The organism is Rhodococcus sp. B7740 (assembly GCF_000954115.1).
GTDB lineage: Bacteria > Actinomycetota > Actinomycetes > Mycobacteriales > Mycobacteriaceae > Rhodococcoides.
This window is the reverse complement of the sequence record NZ_CP010797.1, coordinates 2,353,762-2,370,466: the sequence shown is the minus strand read 5'-3', so window position 1 is coordinate 2,370,466 and position 16,705 is coordinate 2,353,762. Positions and strand designations below refer to the sequence as shown.

14 protein-coding genes are annotated in these 16,705 nt (G+C 61.9%); 4 read left to right on the top strand and 10 right to left on the bottom strand.

What is annotated here, in order from left to right; genetic code table 11:
* Positions 1 to 1,168: 1,168 nt before the first annotated feature.
* Positions 1,169 to 1,312 carry a helix-turn-helix domain-containing protein gene (locus NY08_RS26715; RefSeq protein ID WP_442970838.1) on the bottom strand — a complete coding sequence of 48 codons (144 nt, stop codon included), beginning with the start codon at positions 1,310 to 1,312 and terminating at the stop codon, positions 1,169 to 1,171.
* A 203-nt stretch (positions 1,313 to 1,515) separates the two neighbouring features.
* Here NY08_RS26715 and NY08_RS10800 point away from each other — a divergent pair, with 203 nt between their 5' ends.
* The gene (locus NY08_RS10800) at positions 1,516 to 2,961 is read left to right on the top strand and encodes an amidase family protein (protein ID WP_052683765.1); all 1,446 of its coding nucleotides are present in this window, start codon (positions 1,516 to 1,518) and stop codon (positions 2,959 to 2,961) included.
* Between the two features lie 75 nt (positions 2,962 to 3,036).
* Positions 3,037 to 4,185, top strand: a complete 1,149-nt coding sequence (locus NY08_RS10795; RefSeq protein ID WP_235387167.1) for an MFS transporter — start codon at positions 3,037 to 3,039, stop codon at positions 4,183 to 4,185.
* A 1,422-nt stretch (positions 4,186 to 5,607) separates the two neighbouring features.
* On the opposite strand, the gene NY08_RS10785 is transcribed toward NY08_RS10795, so the two are convergent.
* Genes NY08_RS10785 through NY08_RS10775 form a run of 3 tightly spaced genes read right to left on the bottom strand, consistent with a single transcriptional unit; the run spans position 5,608 to position 9,085 of the window.
* Positions 5,608 to 7,218 (bottom strand): thiamine pyrophosphate-dependent enzyme, encoded by a 1,611-nt coding sequence (locus NY08_RS10785; protein ID WP_045196330.1) that lies wholly within the window; start codon positions 7,216 to 7,218, stop codon positions 5,608 to 5,610.
* Between the two features lie 38 nt (positions 7,219 to 7,256).
* Positions 7,257 to 8,810, bottom strand: coding sequence for a solute symporter family protein (locus NY08_RS10780; RefSeq protein ID WP_045196329.1), 1,554 nt, complete (start codon positions 8,808 to 8,810; stop codon positions 7,257 to 7,259).
* Positions 8,807 to 9,085 (bottom strand): hypothetical protein, encoded by a 279-nt coding sequence (locus NY08_RS10775; RefSeq protein ID WP_045200171.1) that lies wholly within the window; start codon positions 9,083 to 9,085, stop codon positions 8,807 to 8,809. Before NY08_RS10775 ends, NY08_RS10780 begins: the two co-directional genes overlap by 4 nt.
* 158 nt (positions 9,086 to 9,243) lie before the next feature.
* Between NY08_RS10775 and NY08_RS10770 the strand changes: the two genes are divergently transcribed.
* Entirely contained in the window at positions 9,244 to 9,981 is a 738-nt protein-coding gene (locus NY08_RS10770) for an IclR family transcriptional regulator (RefSeq protein WP_045200169.1), read from the top strand.
* 41 nt (positions 9,982 to 10,022) lie between these two features.
* Here the strand turns inward: NY08_RS10770 and NY08_RS10765 are convergent, their stop codons facing one another.
* From NY08_RS10765 to NY08_RS10755, 3 genes are all read right to left on the bottom strand, one after another.
* Positions 10,023 to 10,766 (bottom strand): IclR family transcriptional regulator, encoded by a 744-nt coding sequence (locus tag NY08_RS10765; RefSeq protein ID WP_045196327.1) that lies wholly within the window; start codon positions 10,764 to 10,766, stop codon positions 10,023 to 10,025.
* 205 nt (positions 10,767 to 10,971) lie between these two features.
* A complete protein-coding gene (locus NY08_RS10760) occupies positions 10,972 to 12,435 on the bottom strand; it encodes a benzaldehyde dehydrogenase (RefSeq protein WP_045196326.1) in 1,464 nt (487 codons plus the stop codon).
* Positions 12,436 to 12,489: 54 nt separating this feature from the next.
* A complete protein-coding gene (locus NY08_RS10755) occupies positions 12,490 to 13,680 on the bottom strand; it encodes a 4-hydroxybenzoate 3-monooxygenase (protein WP_045196324.1) in 1,191 nt (396 codons plus the stop codon).
* Positions 13,681 to 13,926: 246 nt separating this feature from the next.
* On the opposite strand from NY08_RS10755, the gene NY08_RS10750 reads away from it, so the two are divergent.
* Positions 13,927 to 14,850 carry a malate dehydrogenase gene (locus NY08_RS10750; protein ID WP_045196323.1) on the top strand — a complete coding sequence of 308 codons (924 nt, stop codon included), beginning with the start codon at positions 13,927 to 13,929 and terminating at the stop codon, positions 14,848 to 14,850.
* 85 nt (positions 14,851 to 14,935) lie between these two features.
* Here NY08_RS10750 and NY08_RS10745 read toward each other — a convergent pair whose 3' ends face one another.
* From NY08_RS10745 to NY08_RS10735, 3 genes are read right to left on the bottom strand one after another with little or no spacing between them, the layout of a single operon-like run.
* On the bottom strand, positions 14,936 to 15,373 hold the full coding sequence (locus NY08_RS10745) for a nuclear transport factor 2 family protein (protein WP_082074015.1): 438 nt from the start codon (positions 15,371 to 15,373) through the stop codon (positions 14,936 to 14,938).
* A gap of 29 nt (positions 15,374 to 15,402) precedes the next feature.
* Positions 15,403 to 16,038 (bottom strand): TetR/AcrR family transcriptional regulator, encoded by a 636-nt coding sequence (locus NY08_RS25130; RefSeq protein ID WP_052683763.1) that lies wholly within the window; start codon positions 16,036 to 16,038, stop codon positions 15,403 to 15,405.
* 13 nt (positions 16,039 to 16,051) lie between these two features.
* Entirely contained in the window at positions 16,052 to 16,657 is a 606-nt protein-coding gene (locus tag NY08_RS10735) for a fumarylacetoacetate hydrolase family protein (protein ID WP_158462528.1), read from the bottom strand.
* Positions 16,658 to 16,705 lie beyond the last annotated feature (48 nt).

The window sequence follows — 16,705 nt, the reverse complement described above, 5'->3', positions numbered from 1 at the left end:
AATTGCGGTTGCCCGGCGCCTGTTCGGGAAGCTGGCGACTCGCGCCAATCGGAACTGTTCTTTGCGCCGATCCCGAAGGCGTGTCTTGTAGTGCGGTCGCTGCCGGGATCAAGCGGTGGTCGAACCAAGGGGGAACCGGGATACGACCTTGAGCACCGTCAAGAAACCTCGACGGTGCGGTTACTGTAGTTTGCGTACTTCCGGCGTGGTGGTGCAAGAGGAAGGCGGTAGGAAATGCCGCGTTCGGTCGCGATTGACGGCTTCGAATCCCCTGTTTCCGAGAGACAGTCGGCGGAGTTCGTTGACACAGACGGTGGCCTCGTCGGACGCGAACAGAAATTGAAGTGTTGTCCAGATCGAGCACCGAGTCCACGTGGATACGTTATGGAACATCCTGGTCCGACTGCTTCCTATCGGCTGGTCCCGTTGACACGAGAGTGACACAAGTCGGTACAGACCGGCATGGATTGGTATGTACCTGGATGTACGAAACTTGTTGTTGTGCAGAGAAATATGGATTCACGGGAGTCCATCAGAATCCATCCTTCCGGACTTAAAATCCGCACAGTGTCGGTTCGAGTCCGACTGGGGGCACCGGAGTCCATATGGATCCACAATCTCGCTGTTGAGCAGCGTATTTCGTTGGTGGTCGTGGACTGCAGTAGATTGTGCTGTATCTGATTGGACAAACGAGGCAGCGGATTTTAATCCGCCTCGGGGCTCTCGTGGCCGTGCCTGTGGTTATATTTCTGCAGGTCAGGGCGTTGCGCATCTTGGCTGAAATTCTCGGTGTCACGAGTCTGTCACAACTCGGTACGAACTGCGCCCTGGCGTACAGGGAGTGCAATGAATGTACTTGCTAAACTATTTGATTCGAAATTTTTAAGCCGTATTGCAATGTGTCAAATGCTTCGAGCACGCCACGTTCGCCGTCAACCCGCTTTTATAATGTGGAAACTGCGCTTCTGCGTTGGGCGCGTGCCTAATGGCTATCTGCCCCAACGCCAACACATGTGACGATATGCTCAGTCATCGTACGGTCCCGATCCTGCAGCAACGGCGTCGACTCGAGCTTGCCTTTCCTCGGGCGTTCGGCTGCCCTCCGGGCATCGTGCTCGGCCTGATGCGGATTGTAACGACCACGGAAATGGCTGTGCCGCTTCAGTTCTCAACTGATCGTCGACACCGCTCTGTCCAGACATGCGGCGATCGCAGCCATCGTCCAGCCGTCCCGGACACCGTCGGCAATGAACTCTCGCTCCTCCCTCGACAGGAAACAGCCGCTCGGTGACAGCGTCGAACGCGGACGCACACCACCGCGTTCGTACACCCAGTTCCCGCTGGTGCCGAAACGGTTCTTTCAGCGTGGCCTGGTGAGCGATCGGGGCCATTTTCCGTATGGTGAGAGGCTGGATTGTTCGGGTGGTAAACGTCACCAATAGTGACCGGTGAACGTCGATCCCGGAACGAGCGGTTACCCCTCGAAGCAGCACATAGAGATAGGCGGAATACAGCATGTACGGTCACGGCGCACAAGAATTGCCGACCGGCACTGCCGCGGGTGTCCCATTGTTCGATCTGACGATCGTCGAGACCAGATACCTCCTCGCGACCGGCCGGCTCGACGCCCGGAGCTATGCGGCGGGACTGCGTAGACGTACCACCGAGGTGGTCGAGTTCAACACGATGACCACGACGCTGCCGACTCCCGCGCCATCTGGCAGCCACGAGTGCTCGGGCCCGTTGGGCGGCATCCCCCTGGTGGTCAAGGACAGCATCGATGTAGCCGGAACGGATTCGACCGCAGGAACCCCTGGCTTGGTGGGGAACACCGCCGTCGAAGACGCCGAGATTGTGCGACGCCTGGTGGCGGCCGGGGGACACGTCAGCGGTAAGAACGTCATGCACGAACTCGCGCTCGGGGCAACCTCCAACAATGCCCTCCACGGCCCCGTGCGCAATCCGTGGAATACCTCGCTTACTGCAGGCGGAAGCAGCGGAGGCACTGCCGCCGCGGTGGCACTGGGGAACGCGCCGGCAGGCATCGGAACGGACACCGGCGGTTCCGTTCGTATCCCGGCCGCACTGTGCGGCGTAATCGGTTTCAGGCCATCCGTGGGCCGGTACCCCGCCGAGGGCATCGTCTCGCTGTCTCACACCAGGGACACTTCGGGCCCGATCGCACGCAGCATCGAAGACATCTTGCTCCTCGATTCGGTTCTTGCTCAACGCCCCTCGATCGTTGCCCGCGACACTGCCCGTGGCTTGCGTATCGGTCTGACACCCGCACACGGGCAAGATCTGCATCCGGACGTCGAAGCTGCCTACGAGCGAGTCCGGAACACCCTCGCGGCCGCAGGAGTGACATTCGTCGACGTCGACATCGACGACATCATGAATCTGACCGACACGATCGCCGCTTCGATCGTCTGGGGGGAGGCCGCTGATGGACTCGGCGGATACCTCCGCTCACGCGGACTCCCCGGCATCGAGACGGTTCTCGCCGCTGTCAGCAGCCCCGACGTGCGCAGAGTGGTTGCCGAAGGACTGGGCGCGACCACTGCGCACAGCTACCGACGAAATCTCGCTGTTGTCGGTGACCTGCGCCATGAACTCGCGAATCGGATGTCGTCGACAAACATCGACGCCTTCATGTTTCCCACCACGCCGGTAGTCGCTCCGCCCCTCGGCCAGGACGACACCATCGAGCTGAACCGGCGCAGGGTCCCCACGTTCTCGACGATCATTCGCCACGGCGATCTCGGGGGAACCCTTGGCCTGCCGGGCATTTCCATCCCTGTCGGCCTGGGAGCCACCTCCGCGCTGCCCGTCGGTATCGAGTTCTCCTCGGCGACGGGCACCGACGAGCGCTTGCTCGCAAGCGTCGCATCCTTGGCTCCGCACATCATCGACCTCCACCGTCCCAGCACCATCCCCGCTCCATTACCGGCGCGCAACTGACGGCGAGACACGGCTTCCGCCGTTCCCATTTTCTATTTTTCATTTTCCCAGCTCTCCCCAACTCTGAGGACAACCATGGACACCCCTGCAACTTCGGCTACCTCTGGGCACCGAATTCCCACCCGAGCGGAGCTCCTCAAGGTGCGATTCGCCAGCGGAATCGGATCGACGATCGAGTGGTACCTATCGTTCGCCTACATCTCCGCCGCCGGACTGATCTTCAGCACTCAATACTTCGGTGCGCTCGGACCCAACGCGCTCATCGTGTCCCTCGGGTCGGTTGCCGCGAGCTTCATCGCCAGCCCCCTCGGCGGCATCATCGCCGGCCACGTCGGCGACCGGTACGGCCGCAAATCTGCACTGATAGGAACACTCGTGGTCATGGGCTTGGCCAGCCTTGGAATGGGATTGCTCCCCACTTATGAACAGATCGGCGTCATCGCCCCGCTCCTGCTGGTCGTGTTCCGCTTCCTTCAGGGCCTGAGCACCGGAGGAGAATGGGGCGGTGCCGCACTGATGTCGGTGGAGTACGCGCCGTCGAACAAACGAGGCCTCTACGGGATCTTCTCCCAAATCGGCACACCGGCCGGACTTGTGTTGTCCACTGGCGTTTTCTTTCTTCTCCAGATCACGACCTCCCCCGAGCAGTTCGAATCATGGGGCTGGCGGGTGCCCTTCTTCGTCAGCGTCGCGTTGGTCCTGGTCGGACTAAAGGTGCGAACGTCGATCTCCGAAAGCCCAGTATTCGCCGATGTCCAACAGGCCCAGGCCGAATCGGCGATGCCGCTGGTCGAAGCCGTGCACGGCCACTCCCGCAAGATGGTCCTCGCCGGTGGATCTTTCGTCGCCAACATCCTCGCCGGCTACCTGGTGATCGGCTACATGCTCTCTTACACGACCAACAATCTTCAAATGAATTCGAGTGCAGTACTCTTCACCTTGATGCTCGCCGCCCTGGTGTGGATCGTTTCCACCGTGCTCGGTGGCTCGTGGTCGGATCGGTTCGGCCGCCGCCCCGTCATGACGGCCGGATATGTCCTGATGGCGGCGTGGGCCGTCCCACTGTTCTTGCTGGTAGACACTGCAAACATCGGGGCATTCGCTCTCGCGGTGTTCGTTCTGGCGATCGCGCTGGGACTCTCCTACGGGCCACAGAGCGCGATGTTCGCCGAGCTGTTCCCCCGCGTGTCCGCTACACCGCAGCCTCCCTTCCTTACGCAGTAGGCGGCATTGTCGGTGGCGGCTTCGCCCCCGCCATCTCCGAATGGCTCATCGAGACCACCGGAACCTCGATGTCCATTTCGGTCTACCTCATCGCGTTCGTGGCTGTGTCGCTGTTGAGCCTGGCTGCGATGAAGAAGACCGACTTCAACGGTTTCGCCGACTACGACCGCTCCGCCTGATGTGCCGAGAGGCAAGGCTCGGCCGACCAGCCCTTCGAGGTCACCGACTCCCGTGTAGCCAGTGACGCGACCAATCGGTTTGCGATCGCACGATCACGGGACACGGGACCTTTCTCGAACTTCGAGGTAGGCGGCCGCCGACACGGCGAATTCTCGACCGAGCCACTGCAAGATCATCGGCGGTTTGGAACCCAGCAGCGATTCTTGTGGGCGCGGTCGACGGCCGGCCTCACTGAGTCGGACTCGTAACAGCATCACCATGAGGCCGCAGGGCGTAACGAGCCTTGCGGCCTCGTCGGTTCCAAGAACTCGCGGTGTGCGAGTGGACTGCGACCCCGTCCGGCGACTAGTGCGTCGCGGTCGACGTCGAGGCACTGCCCGCGTCGTCTGCTACACCCGTGAACCTTCGGAGAGCACCTCGCCGCGACACATTACAGTTGCGCCGGGTCTTCGTGATCAACCGTCCCCACTTCCACTCCACAGTCCGCCACGGCGCATTTCCTCTGGCCGGGCTGGTTTCGCGATAGTGTCGACCGTCGACCAACCTGCCGGTTCGTCTTGCGTCCTATGCACGACGAAGATCGATAAACCATGTCGAGTTGCAGACCGGTGTGCGAACGACCGGGCTCGAGTCGGGCCCGCCCAGCATCCGCCGAGGTCGTTCATGTTCGACTCATGGTCGGGGCATGAATCCTGTCATTGCGCGTTGACCACCCGTCCCGACTTGAGGGTGATCGACTGAACGGGGGGCTAGGAGTGTGTTGGAATTGCACAGGTCAGGGAGCCGGGCGGCGGTGATACGTAGAACGAGATCGCCGACGAGATGGCCGTGGGTGTCTTCGGCTCGATGCGCTCGAGAACGGCCAGGCAGTGCGCACCACCTACGAACTGCTCGAAGTTGAGGTGGCAGTCCAGTCGACGCGCGCTGAACATCCCGCTTCGAGGCGACATTCCACCCGCAGCCGCTCAGTCGGAGACGCCTCGTTCGATTCTCGGAAGACGTTGGGACCGAACGAGTTCGACCTGTGTGTGGGGGGGGGTGAATCAGGCCGCTTGTGCGGCCTGCTGATGGTTTCGACCTCGACTCGCGGCCTGAGCTTGCTGTGCTTATGTCGGCAACGTACACGATGGTGAGGGGTCCCGACCCAGGTGACGATCGCCAGTCGCAGTTGCTCGCGGGGGACCAAACGCTGTTCGCCCCGAGGATTTGGGTCCTCGGGGCGACGTACATCTCGTGGAACCGTCAGGCCTGGAAGGTCCGTTCCGTAGCGACGGCGACCTCCAGAACCAAGGGCGTTTTTCGGGTTTCGAGAGTCGGGACAACCTCATCGAGCGCAGAAGTCAGTGCCGAGAAGTCGGATACGCGTGTCACAGGGCATCCAAGGCTCTCCGCGATCCCGCCGATCGATACGTCCTCGAACGACGGCCACGGAGCAGGACCCGATTTCTCCTGCTCTGCGAGGCGATCCATGATCGCATAGCGGCCGTTCGAGAGGACGACGAACAAGACACCGACGTTGTACCGTGCAGCGCTCCAGAGCGCCTGTATCGAGTACAACGACGACCCGTCTCCGATGACCGTGATGACTGGTCGTGACGGCGACGCCATTTTCACACCGATCGATGCAGGCATCGCAAATCCCAGTCCGCCCATCGCCGCACTGAGGAACCCCAATGGTGCCCGGGCGGGGATCAGGCGATGCAAGTCCGGGCGGCTGGACGGTGTTTCCTCCACCACAACAGATTCCGCCGATAGACGAGAAGCCAGCGACTGCAGTACGTGTACCGCTCGCAGTGGCGCGCCGTCCATCGGGCGTGTCAGAGGCTCGACCGGGTGGGACGGCGTGTCGATGGTTTGGGCCTTGCGTGGTCCGACCAATCGAGACAGAAGAGACGTGGCGTGCGCCGGGTCGGCAAGAACCGCGAGGGTAGCCGGACTTCGATGTGCCTCGGCTGGATCGTCGGTGATCACGACGATCGGAACACTTTCCGGTGCCAGGCGTCCCGACTCGAACGGATACTGCCTGAAGACTGGGGCACCGATGGTCAGGACCAGATCGTAGGCCGACAAGGTTTCACGTAAGCGTGCTCGTCCAGCCGGTAGATGGCCACGAAACTGCTGATGATCCTGCGGAAACCCGGCTCTGGATCCGAAGGATTCCTGTTGGACGTCGCATCCGAGCCGCTCTGCCAACGCGATGACCCCGTCCCATCCCTCCCTCGTGTCGAGACCCGCACCGACGACGAGCAACGGTCGCAGGCTCGCTTCGACGAATTCGACCACCGCCGCCAGGTCCTGTTCGGCGACGGCTCTCGACCGAACGACCGCCGTAGGGCTCGCCTGTTCGACTGTCGTGTCGAAGTCTTCCAGCCAGTCGTCCATCGGAACGATGACGATGGCGGGCCCGCGCGCGTGCTCCGCCTCGTAGTATGCGCGGGCGATGGAACCCGGAACGTCTTGCGGCCTGGCAGGCTGATTGACCCACACCGGATAATCACCTGCCAACCCGTCGAGATGGCCTGCGAGAAAGGGCTCCAACGCCAGGTGCCGCCGGTCCTGCTGTCCGACGACGACCACCAACGGTGCCTTGTTGACGCGCGCCGTCGCGAGTGCTCCGACGGCGTTTCCGAGCCCCGCAGTGGTGTGAAGAATAGCCAAAGCGGTTGTGCCGGAGGCTAATGCATGACCAGTGGCCATTCCGACGACCGACGCCTCGTGTAGACCCAGGACGAATTCGAGGTCGTCAGGAAGGTCGGTCAGCAGGGACACCTCGGTTGAACCCGGGTTCGAAAAGATACGTGTCATCGAGAGCTGACGCAGGACGTCGAAGGTGGCTTCGCGGACGTTCGTCATGTTTCCTCATGTTTCGTTGCTTCGAGATTCTGCGGTGATCAGGAATTGCCGACCGCACTGGCGGTGCCGTCGAGTGTGCCAACGGCTCGAGTGGGAAACGCTTTCGACAGAATTTCGCCGTAATCTCGGCCGCGCGCGCCGGTTCTGGAGCGGCCGACGACGCTTCCGCCGAGTGCGAGTAGAAATGCGAGTGGCACCGTTACGATCGCGGGGATGCTCAGCGGGAAGAGCGCACTGTCACCCATCACGTTGGGGCCGATGATCACCAGAACGACGCTGGACAGCAAGCCGCCGGTGATTGCTGCTTGTGCTCCAACTCGATTGAATCCTCGCCAGTAGATGGTGAGCACCAGGACCGGCGTCAAAGTACTTGCGGCCAAGGCGAACGCGACGTTCGCAAGAAATCCGATGTTCAGATTCTGGGCACCGAGCGCGAGCAGAATGGCAATGATCGATATGGCAACGCCTGCAACACGTCCGACGAGAAGCTGACGCTCGGGAGTGACATCGCCTCGCTTGATGACGTTGGTGTACAGATCGTGTGCTGCGGCTCCCGAAGCCGCAATCGCAATGCCTGCGAGTACGGCCAGGATAGTGGCTATGACCACGCCTGCGAGAACCGCCAGCAGCACGTTCCCGCCGACTGCTTCGGCCAATCTGGCGACGGCGAGGTTTCCGCCCTTGTTGTCGGCAACGATGGTGTCCCGACCGACCGTGTTGAGTGCTGCGTAACCGAAGATGGGCAATACCAAGAAGAAGAACGAGAAGATGATCATCGCGATCAGCGCCGACGTCCGCGCAGCCTTTGCATTCTTCGTGGTCAGGAACCGCAGCATCACGTGCGGCAAACCCATGACGCCGAGGGACAGGCCGATCATGAGCGATACGTTGTTCCACGCGGACACGCCGTCGAGTCGATGCGAACTGACGGTCTGGATTCCGAAGCTGTCCGCCGCCTGGGCAAGCGGACCCAGGGGATTCCACCCTGTGCGCGAAATGACGAACAGCAACAGAACGAACACGAGAATCAAGAGCAACATGCTCTTGAATACCTGGATGTATGTCGCCGCAACCATCCCACCCAGCAGCATGTAGATCGTCATCAGTACTGCGAGAACGACAACGGCGACCGAGAACGGAACGTCGAGAAGAAGTTCCGCCAGCACGCCTGCTCCGACGAACTGGATCATCATGTAAATGGTGCTGATCAGTAGGGTGGTCACGGCGATCGACCCTCTGAGCAACCGCCCCTCGAATCTGAAGGACACGACGTCCGCCAAGGTGTACTTCCCGAGGTTGCGCAGCGGCTCGGCCACGACCAGCAATACCAACAGGAATGCCGTTGGAATTCCGATCGCAAGGTAGAAGCCGCTGAACCCGGTCAGTGCAACTGCTCCGGTGATACCGAGAAGCGATGCGGCCGAGAGTTGTTCACCGGCCAGTGCCAAGCCGTTCTGAAATCCGCTGACTCGTTGGCCTGCAACGTAATGGTCTCCGGTGCCGGAATTTCGTCGTGCCGCGTAGGCCGCCAAGCCGAGCGTCGCGAGGACGATTCCTGCGACAACCGCGAGCGACATTCCACTGTCGTTCATCGTGTCGCCTCCGCTGCCTGCTTGTTGTTCTCCACGCAGTGCACCGCGGCGATCACGAGCACCACGACGAAGTCGAGGAAACCGACGATGTACGCGATGCCGACACCGCCGATGTGGCCGTCGAAGATCGGTGTGAACAGTGTGGTCAGAGTGACTGCCATCAGGAGCAGGAACGCCGATGCTGCTCGCATGAGGTTCTTGCGGACTGGAGCGGCAGTGTTCGCATCGACGACGGAGTGGTCGCCGAGGCGTGGTGTGCTGGTCGGTTTGGTCATGATTCTCCCGAATCGGTCGGGGCGCGCGAGCAGATGCTCGTCACAGCTGGCCCTCGTGTGTGTCATGGACCACTCTGCTGTTCGGCCAGTCCCGGAAGAAAGCCACCTCTCGGCATATGGAAAACTCGACACTGTCGGCCCGATCGAGAGGACTCGCGATGACGCCCAGCCCCAGCTCGTTGGCCCGAGCGTTGTCCATCCTCGAATCCTTCAGTGAGGAACGGCCGGAGCAGACTCTGGCGCAGATCGTCGCGACCACCGGCCTTCCGTACGCCACCGCGCACCGGTATCTGGCAGAGCTGGTCAAATGGGGAGGCATCGCTCGGACAACCCGCGGTTCCTACAGCGTCGGAATCCGGTTGTGGCAGCTCGGCGCGCTGGCACCACAGGAGCGGCAGCTGAGGGACGTTGCCCTCCCGTTTCTCGAAGACCTCGTCGAAGCAACCCACGAGGTTGTGCACCTGGTCGTGATGGATCGTGGCCGCGCACTGTATGTCGAGCGTCTGGGTAGATCAGGCGGATCGGTGTCCTCGAAAGTGGGCCACCGGCTTCCTCTCCACGCGACCGGGCCGGGGAAAGTTCTGCTTGCGTTCGCCCCGGCTCACGTACGAGACGAAATTATCGCCGAGGGCCTACCGGCCTTCGCGAGCGCGACGATCACCGATCCGGACCGGCTTCGCAGGGTGCTGGCAGAAATTCGATCCACCGGATTCGCAATATCGCGCAACGAGATGACCGACGGCAACGCGTCGGCCGCCGCGCCGGTGTTCGCTCGAAGCGGGGCGGCAGTGGCAGCCATTTCGGTCGTGGTCCCTTCCATCCACCAGAATCTGTCCGGACTCGCGCACGGAGTTCGCGTCGCTGCCGCCGGAATCAGCCGAACCTTACGTCGATGACGTCTCCTGCACTCCACGACGCTCGACGGCTGATGGAAGGACTACCCGGAGCCCAGCAACCGCGAGACCGTCCGAGCGGCGGTGCGCAGTGCAGGAACGAGCGGGCGATGGTCGGTATCTGCTGATAGTGCGACCGACATCGCGGCCACTACGGTGCCGTCGGCGCTTCGAAGCGGTGCCGCAATTGCGACAGTCACTTCGTCGAGAAATTTGTTGCAGACCACGAAGTCGTTTCGTCGTATGTCGTCCAACAGCTTTCGTAGCCCGTTCTCCGACACCACAGTGTTCTCGGTCAGCCGTTGTGGGCCCGCGTCCAGAACGTCGGTGAGGAGAGTCGGCCCCCCGTGGGCAAGGAGAACGAGGCCACCACTGGACGCATGGATCGGGAGCCTTCCACCCGCTCTCCCTTTCAGCCGGACCGCATCCCGACCCGAGATCCGTTCGATGTACAGCGCTTCGAGCCCTTCTCGGACCACGAGCTGAACGTTCTCGTGGGTGGACTCGTACAGATCTTCCATGACGGGCAGAGCGATCTCGCGCAGACCGTGCGAGCGAGGTGCAAGTGATCCGACTTCCCACAGGCGGACTCCGACCTGAAATTTCACACCGTCGACCTTCTCCAGGGCACCGAGACGGGCCAACTCGGCGCATATTCTGTGTACGGTCGGCAGCGGAAGATCGGTTCGTCTGCTGATATCGGACTGGGTCAAAGTGCGATTGTGGGCGTCGAACGCCGACAACACACCCGCGGCACGCGCGAGCATGCCGCGGGTGGTGGACTTCATGTCGGCAAGGGTATCCCCACGCACCGTGCATGCGACAGAACCGCCGTCGTCTCCGCGCGACCGAAGTATTCTCGTCCTGCACACGTTCACGACGTCCGAGCCATCGTGTCGGAGCACGTTGCCAGTCTCGAATTGCTTCCGATTGGGCGACGACCGCAGGGGCGGCCAGGTAGGACGTGGGGAGAATTGCCTCGTCTCGGTTTGCTCAGAACGGGTAGGTCGGAAGCGAACTCTGCGCCGTGACCCATTGGGTCTCGGTGAAGGCATCGAGATTCGCGCCGAGGCCGCCGACCCGGCCGCCGTTGCCGGAGTTGCCGACTCCACCGAACGGCGCGATGGCTTCGTCGCCGACGGTCTGATCGTTGATGTGCACGAGTCCGGACGGAATCCGCTGCGACAGTTCGAGTCCGCGCATGCCGTCGGCTGTCAGGATGCCGAGGGACAGTCCGTATTCGGTCTGGTTCGCGATGTCGACAGCCTCGTCGAGGGTCGCGAACGATGTGACCGGCGCGACCGGGCCGAAGACCTCGTCGGCGAACGCGGGAGCCGTATGCGGGGTGTGGCCCAGGACCGTTGGGCGGTAGAAGAGCTCGTCGAACGTCCCACCGGCCGAAAGAGTTGCCCCAGCCTCCACGGTCGCTCCGACCAGTTTGTGGATCCGATCGCGCTGCCCCGAGTCGATGATCGGTCCGAGCGCCACCTGCGATGTGAACGGGTCGCCGACCGGGAGTCGATCCGCATGCTCGGCGAGGGCCGCAATGTAGTCGTCGACGATCCGCTCGTGCACTATGTGTCGACCCGTCTGCATGCAGATCTGACCCTGATGCATGAAGGAGCCGAAAGCGCCGACGGACACGGCTTTTTCGACATCGACGTCATCGAGAACGATGAGCGCGTTGTTTCCGCCCAGCTCGAGATGTGCCCGCTTGAGGTGTCGTCCCGCGAGTTCGCCCACCGCGCGGCCGGCGCGTGTGGATCCCGTGAATGCGATGACGCGAACACTGGGATGCACGACCAGCGCCTCACCTGCGTCCGCTCCGCCTGGGAGGACACTGAGCAGGCCAGCAGGAAGTCCAGCTTCCTCGAAGATTCGGGCGAGCACGACGCCACCGCAGATCGCGGTCCTGGGGTCGGGCTTCAGAATCACGGCATTGCCGAGGGCAAGGGCAGGTGCCACGGCGCGGATCGACAGAATGAGTGGGAAGTTGAACGGTGCGATGACGCCTACCGTCCCTACCGGGACGCGCCGCGAGAAGCTCAATCTCGGCTGCTCCGACTGAAGAACTTCACCGATCGGGTGTGCTGCCAACGCTGCGCCGTTGAAACATTCCTCCGCCGCAGTGTGCGTCTCGATTGCGGCCTTCGGCCCGATGCCGCCTCCCTCGCGAATGATCCACTCGCCGATCTCCTCCGCATGATCCTCGAACAGCTGGCCGGCCCGACGCAGCACGCGCGCACGCTCCGAGAAAGGTAGTGCAGCCCAATCCTTCTGCACCGAAGCTGCTTTCGCCGCAGCGGCTGCGACATCATCGGCCGTGGCCATGCCGACGGTCGTCAGGTGCTTACCCGTAGCGGGTTCGACGACGAGGCGATCCTCTGCTCCTCCGGCGATCCATTCGCCGGTGAAGATTTTGGATTCCCAGGCGGGAGTGGACAACAACGTGTTCATTTGCGTCTCTTTCATGAGTTGGCTGTGTGGTGTGTGCTCTGAGTTGTGGCAGTCTCAGCCGAACGCGACGCCGACGTAGTTCTCGGCAATGAGCGTTCTTCCGGCAGCAGATCGGGTGACGGTGTCGAGTTCGGCGATCTGACGCCGGAGGTCGAAGTTCGTCGCTCCCGGTGCGGTGTGGAGCATGCTGGTCATCCAGTACGAAAAATGTTGCGCTCTCCAGATTCTCGGCAGCACGGTCTCCGAATACGACACGAGACCACGGTCGTCGCGTGTCTCGAAGTAGGTTGCCATCGCGTTCGACAGTACGAACACGTCGGCGATCGCGAGGTTCATTCCCTTGGCGCCGGTAGGCGGAACCGTGTGCGCCGAATCTCCTGCAAGGAACAGGCGTCCGTGCTGGAGTGGTTCGCAGACGAAGCTTCGGAACTGGAGCACGGACTTCGAGAAGATCGTGCCCTCACGCACTTCGGCACCTTCGCCGTCGACCCGCTTGTGCAGCTCGTCCCAGATTCGATCGTCGGACCACTGTTCGACCGTGTCCTCCGGGTCGACCTGGAGGTAGTGGCGCTGTACGTCCGCAGTGCGGGTACTGCACAGCGCGAAACCTCGCTCGTGGTGCGCATAGATCAGTTCTTCCGATGTCTGTGGAGCCTCGGCCAGAATGCCGAACCAGGCGAATGGGTACTGCCGGAAGTGATCGGTACGGACCTGCGCCTCGGGAATGAGGAACCGGGTGCCGGTCCGCGATCCGTCGCAGCCCGCGACAAGGTCGCAGGCGATGAGCTGCTCGGAACCGTCCTTGTCCACGAACGAAATTGTCGGGTTGTCACTCTGATGGTCGTGCACGGTCACATCCGAAACCTCGAAGCGCACGTCGCCGTCGTCATCCAGCCGGCGAGCGATCAGGTCCGTGAGAACCTCGTGCTGCGGGTAGACAGTGACCGACCTTCCGGTCAGTTCCTCGAAATCGATCCGCCGACCGCGACCGGCGAAACGGAATTCGACACCACTGTGCCTGAGCCCCTCCGCCTTGACCCGGTCGCCGACTCCTGTCTCAACCATGAGATCGACCGTGTTCTGCTCAAGGACACCCGCACGGATCGTTCCCTCGACGTCCGAACGCGAGCGCGATTCGAGGACGATCGAGTCGATACCGCGTAGGTGCAGCAGATGCGAGAGCATCAGCCCTGCTGGTCCGGCACCGACAATTCCGACACGGGTGCGGATGGTTGGTGTTCTCATGAATGTCTCCTCGAAATTCGCCGCGGGTTACGCGGCTGTGGTGCCTATCACTGTGACCGGTTCGCCGCGATGAGACCAAGGGCACTTTCAGTCAGTGAAATATTTTCGATTTCGGTGAACGTCGGTCTCGTGGTCTTTTCCGCATCGCGAGAGCAGTGCTGTGGGCCCGGTGGTTCTCGGTACACACTCGGTGTGTCGCCGCACACACCCAGAATCTTCACGCCGATCAGCGCAAGGGACACGAATATGAATACGAACAAAGTCACGATCTTCGGCGGAGCCGGCGGAATAGGTTCCTCGGTCGCCTTCAATCTGCTACTGCGTCCGCCGACTTACGATGTCGTCATCGTCGACACGAAGCCCAACATGGTGACCAGTCACGTCATGGATCTACAGGACGTGGCGGGCGTCGACGGATCCTCGACGGTCCGCGGGGGATCCGCCGACGACGCAGCCGACTCCGACATCGTGATTCTCAGCGCCGCAGTTCCTCTGCGACTCAACGCTTCTCGTTCGGTGTTTCTCGAGGATAATGCCAGAATTGTCGACACTCTCGCTGTTCCGCTGATCGAGTCCGGGTGGAACGGAATTTTGATCATGCTCACCAACCCGGCCGATGCACTGATCACATGGTTGCATCAGCGAACCGGGTACGACAGGCGAAAGTTGCTGGGCTACACCATCAACGACAGCCTCAGGCTGCGCACGGGTGTCGGGCGCGCGCTCGGCGTTTCGCCGCACCGCGTGGAGGGCTGGGTGCTCGGCGAACACGGTGCCGGGCAAGTTCCTCTGTACGATTCGCTGCTGTTGGACGGCTCACCCGTTCATCTCGACGACGAACAACGAGCGGTAGCCCAGAACTACATCGACACCTGGTACGTCGAGCACGTGGCACTGGACTCCGGCCGGACGTCGACTTGGAGTAGTGGACGCGGAACGGCATTGCTCGTCGACGCGATCGTGACCGAGTCGGATGAGCCACTTCCGGCATCCGTTGTTCTCGACGGCGAGTACGGAGTAAAGGGTGCCGGTTTGGGTGTTCCAGTTCTGCTCGGTAGATCGGGTGTTCGTTCCATCGCGGAATGGGATCTGTCCCCCTCCGACCTCGCTGCCTTCCGCGCCGGCGGCGACAGCGTGCTCGCTGCTGCCGATAGCATTTCTCAGGTTTGAGCCGAGGGCGACGAACAGCTCGGAAGGTGGTTTGTGTCGACCTTTGCCCGACCGGGATGTTCGGATGTCGGGACCGAGCGAGCGGTCAGACTGCGGCATCGTCGGGGACCTGGACGAACACAATGCTGACAATTCTGGTGCCGAAGCGCCAGTTTCCGTCGATGTCACGGTGGTAAGTGTCGACGTAGTCGGCGACCATCACCGGTGAGAGCGGGTGCGGGGGCCGACCATCGCGGGCGTGCAGCGTCAACACGCAGGTACCGGTTGCAGTGTCGCTGGTTGTGGATGACCGGACGCGAAGGTTGGTGAAGATGTGTCGCGAGGTTCGCGGGCCCTGGGCTGCTCGCATTCGGTAGGACCGGCGGAGTGCCTCGCGGCCCGTGTGCGACCATCCAGCGAGGTCGTACGTTCCGTCCTCGGTGAAGAGGTCCTCCACACCGTGTCCGGCTTCGTGGTCGATGCGCCAAGCGAACTCGGCTACCAGGTCGGCGATTGCACTGCGGTCGGTATCGTTGATGGTCATCTTTCGCATGAACCCCTCGTAGTTGTGGCTCAGGGTATGAGTTCGGTGATGTTCCTGAGCGCAAGATCGGTGAGTGTGGTGACGAGAGTGAGTGTTTGCTCGAGATCGGCGGCCTCGCTGTCGAGCTGTTGGGAGACGAAGAGCCCGTCGAGAAGTACGAGAGCCAAACGCCCGATGGTGTCTGCAACTGCCGATCGGTAGGCCATGGGAACGTCTTCCAGCGTCGAGCCGATGGCAGCCACCACGACCGATCGCGCCCGGGAACGCACCTCCTCGACGGCGGCCCGGACAATGGAGTCCCCGTCCTTTTCGAGGGCGAGCAGCAGGAACAAACGCAGAAAAACCGGATCATCGACCAGGATTCGTGCTGCTGCGCGGAGTCTGTCCGAGGGAGTTGCCGAATCGGCGGCGACAGGATTCTCGATCCGATCGAAAACACTGTCAGCGCAGGCGCTGAGTACGGCTTGAAGTAGCCCCTCCTTGCTGCCGAACGCATGGTAGATCGAACCCGAGTTCACCCCGGCTTCGGCGGCGATGGCCGATATTCCGGTTGCTGCGTACCCGCGGGTAGAGAACAGAGCGGTTGCCGCGCGCAGAATTGCCTCTCTGGAAGCGGCACCGCGCGCGCGACGACCATCGTTCTTGCCGGCCGAGATTGGGGTCATTCGAGTGCTCTGATCAGTAGGGGTGATTGATCACCATGGGGATTCTGTTAACTGTGCTGTCCAGTCTGCCAAGGCCGTCGATCTCTATGGAAACAGTGCATCCGTACCGAGTGAGGTCGATGGATCGAATGGTGGGGAAGCGTTCCGGTGCTGCCGGACGGGCTGCGGTGCCGAAGTGGACGATATCTCCGGGCACGAGTGTCATCGAGTGTGAGAGGTGCGAAAGAACATCGCCGACGGCGAAAGTCAGGTTGGCGGTGGAATCTTCCAGGACGAGTTCATCGTCGAGATATGCACGGACTGCCAGATCGTCGGGGTTTGCGACCTCGTCGGGAGTGACCACCCAAGGACCGATGGGCGCGAATGTGTCTGTGCCTTTGGATCGCGCGTGGTAAGTCAGATACAACGATCGGTCGTAGTCGCCGGTGCTCTCGCGCCAGTGTTCTTCGATGCCGATCCCTCCGGCCATGACCAGTTCGACGCTGTCCTCACCCTTGAGTCCGGGCGAAGTGACGTCGTCGATGATCGTGTATCCGAATACCCCGGCCAATGCTGCGCTCGGTGTCGCCCGGCACAGGGTGGTGCCGATCACCGCGGCCAGTTCGGGTTCTGGATGCACCGGGCCCCATGCAAGCGGATTCTTGAAAAGGTGCAGTCGGTGCCGACA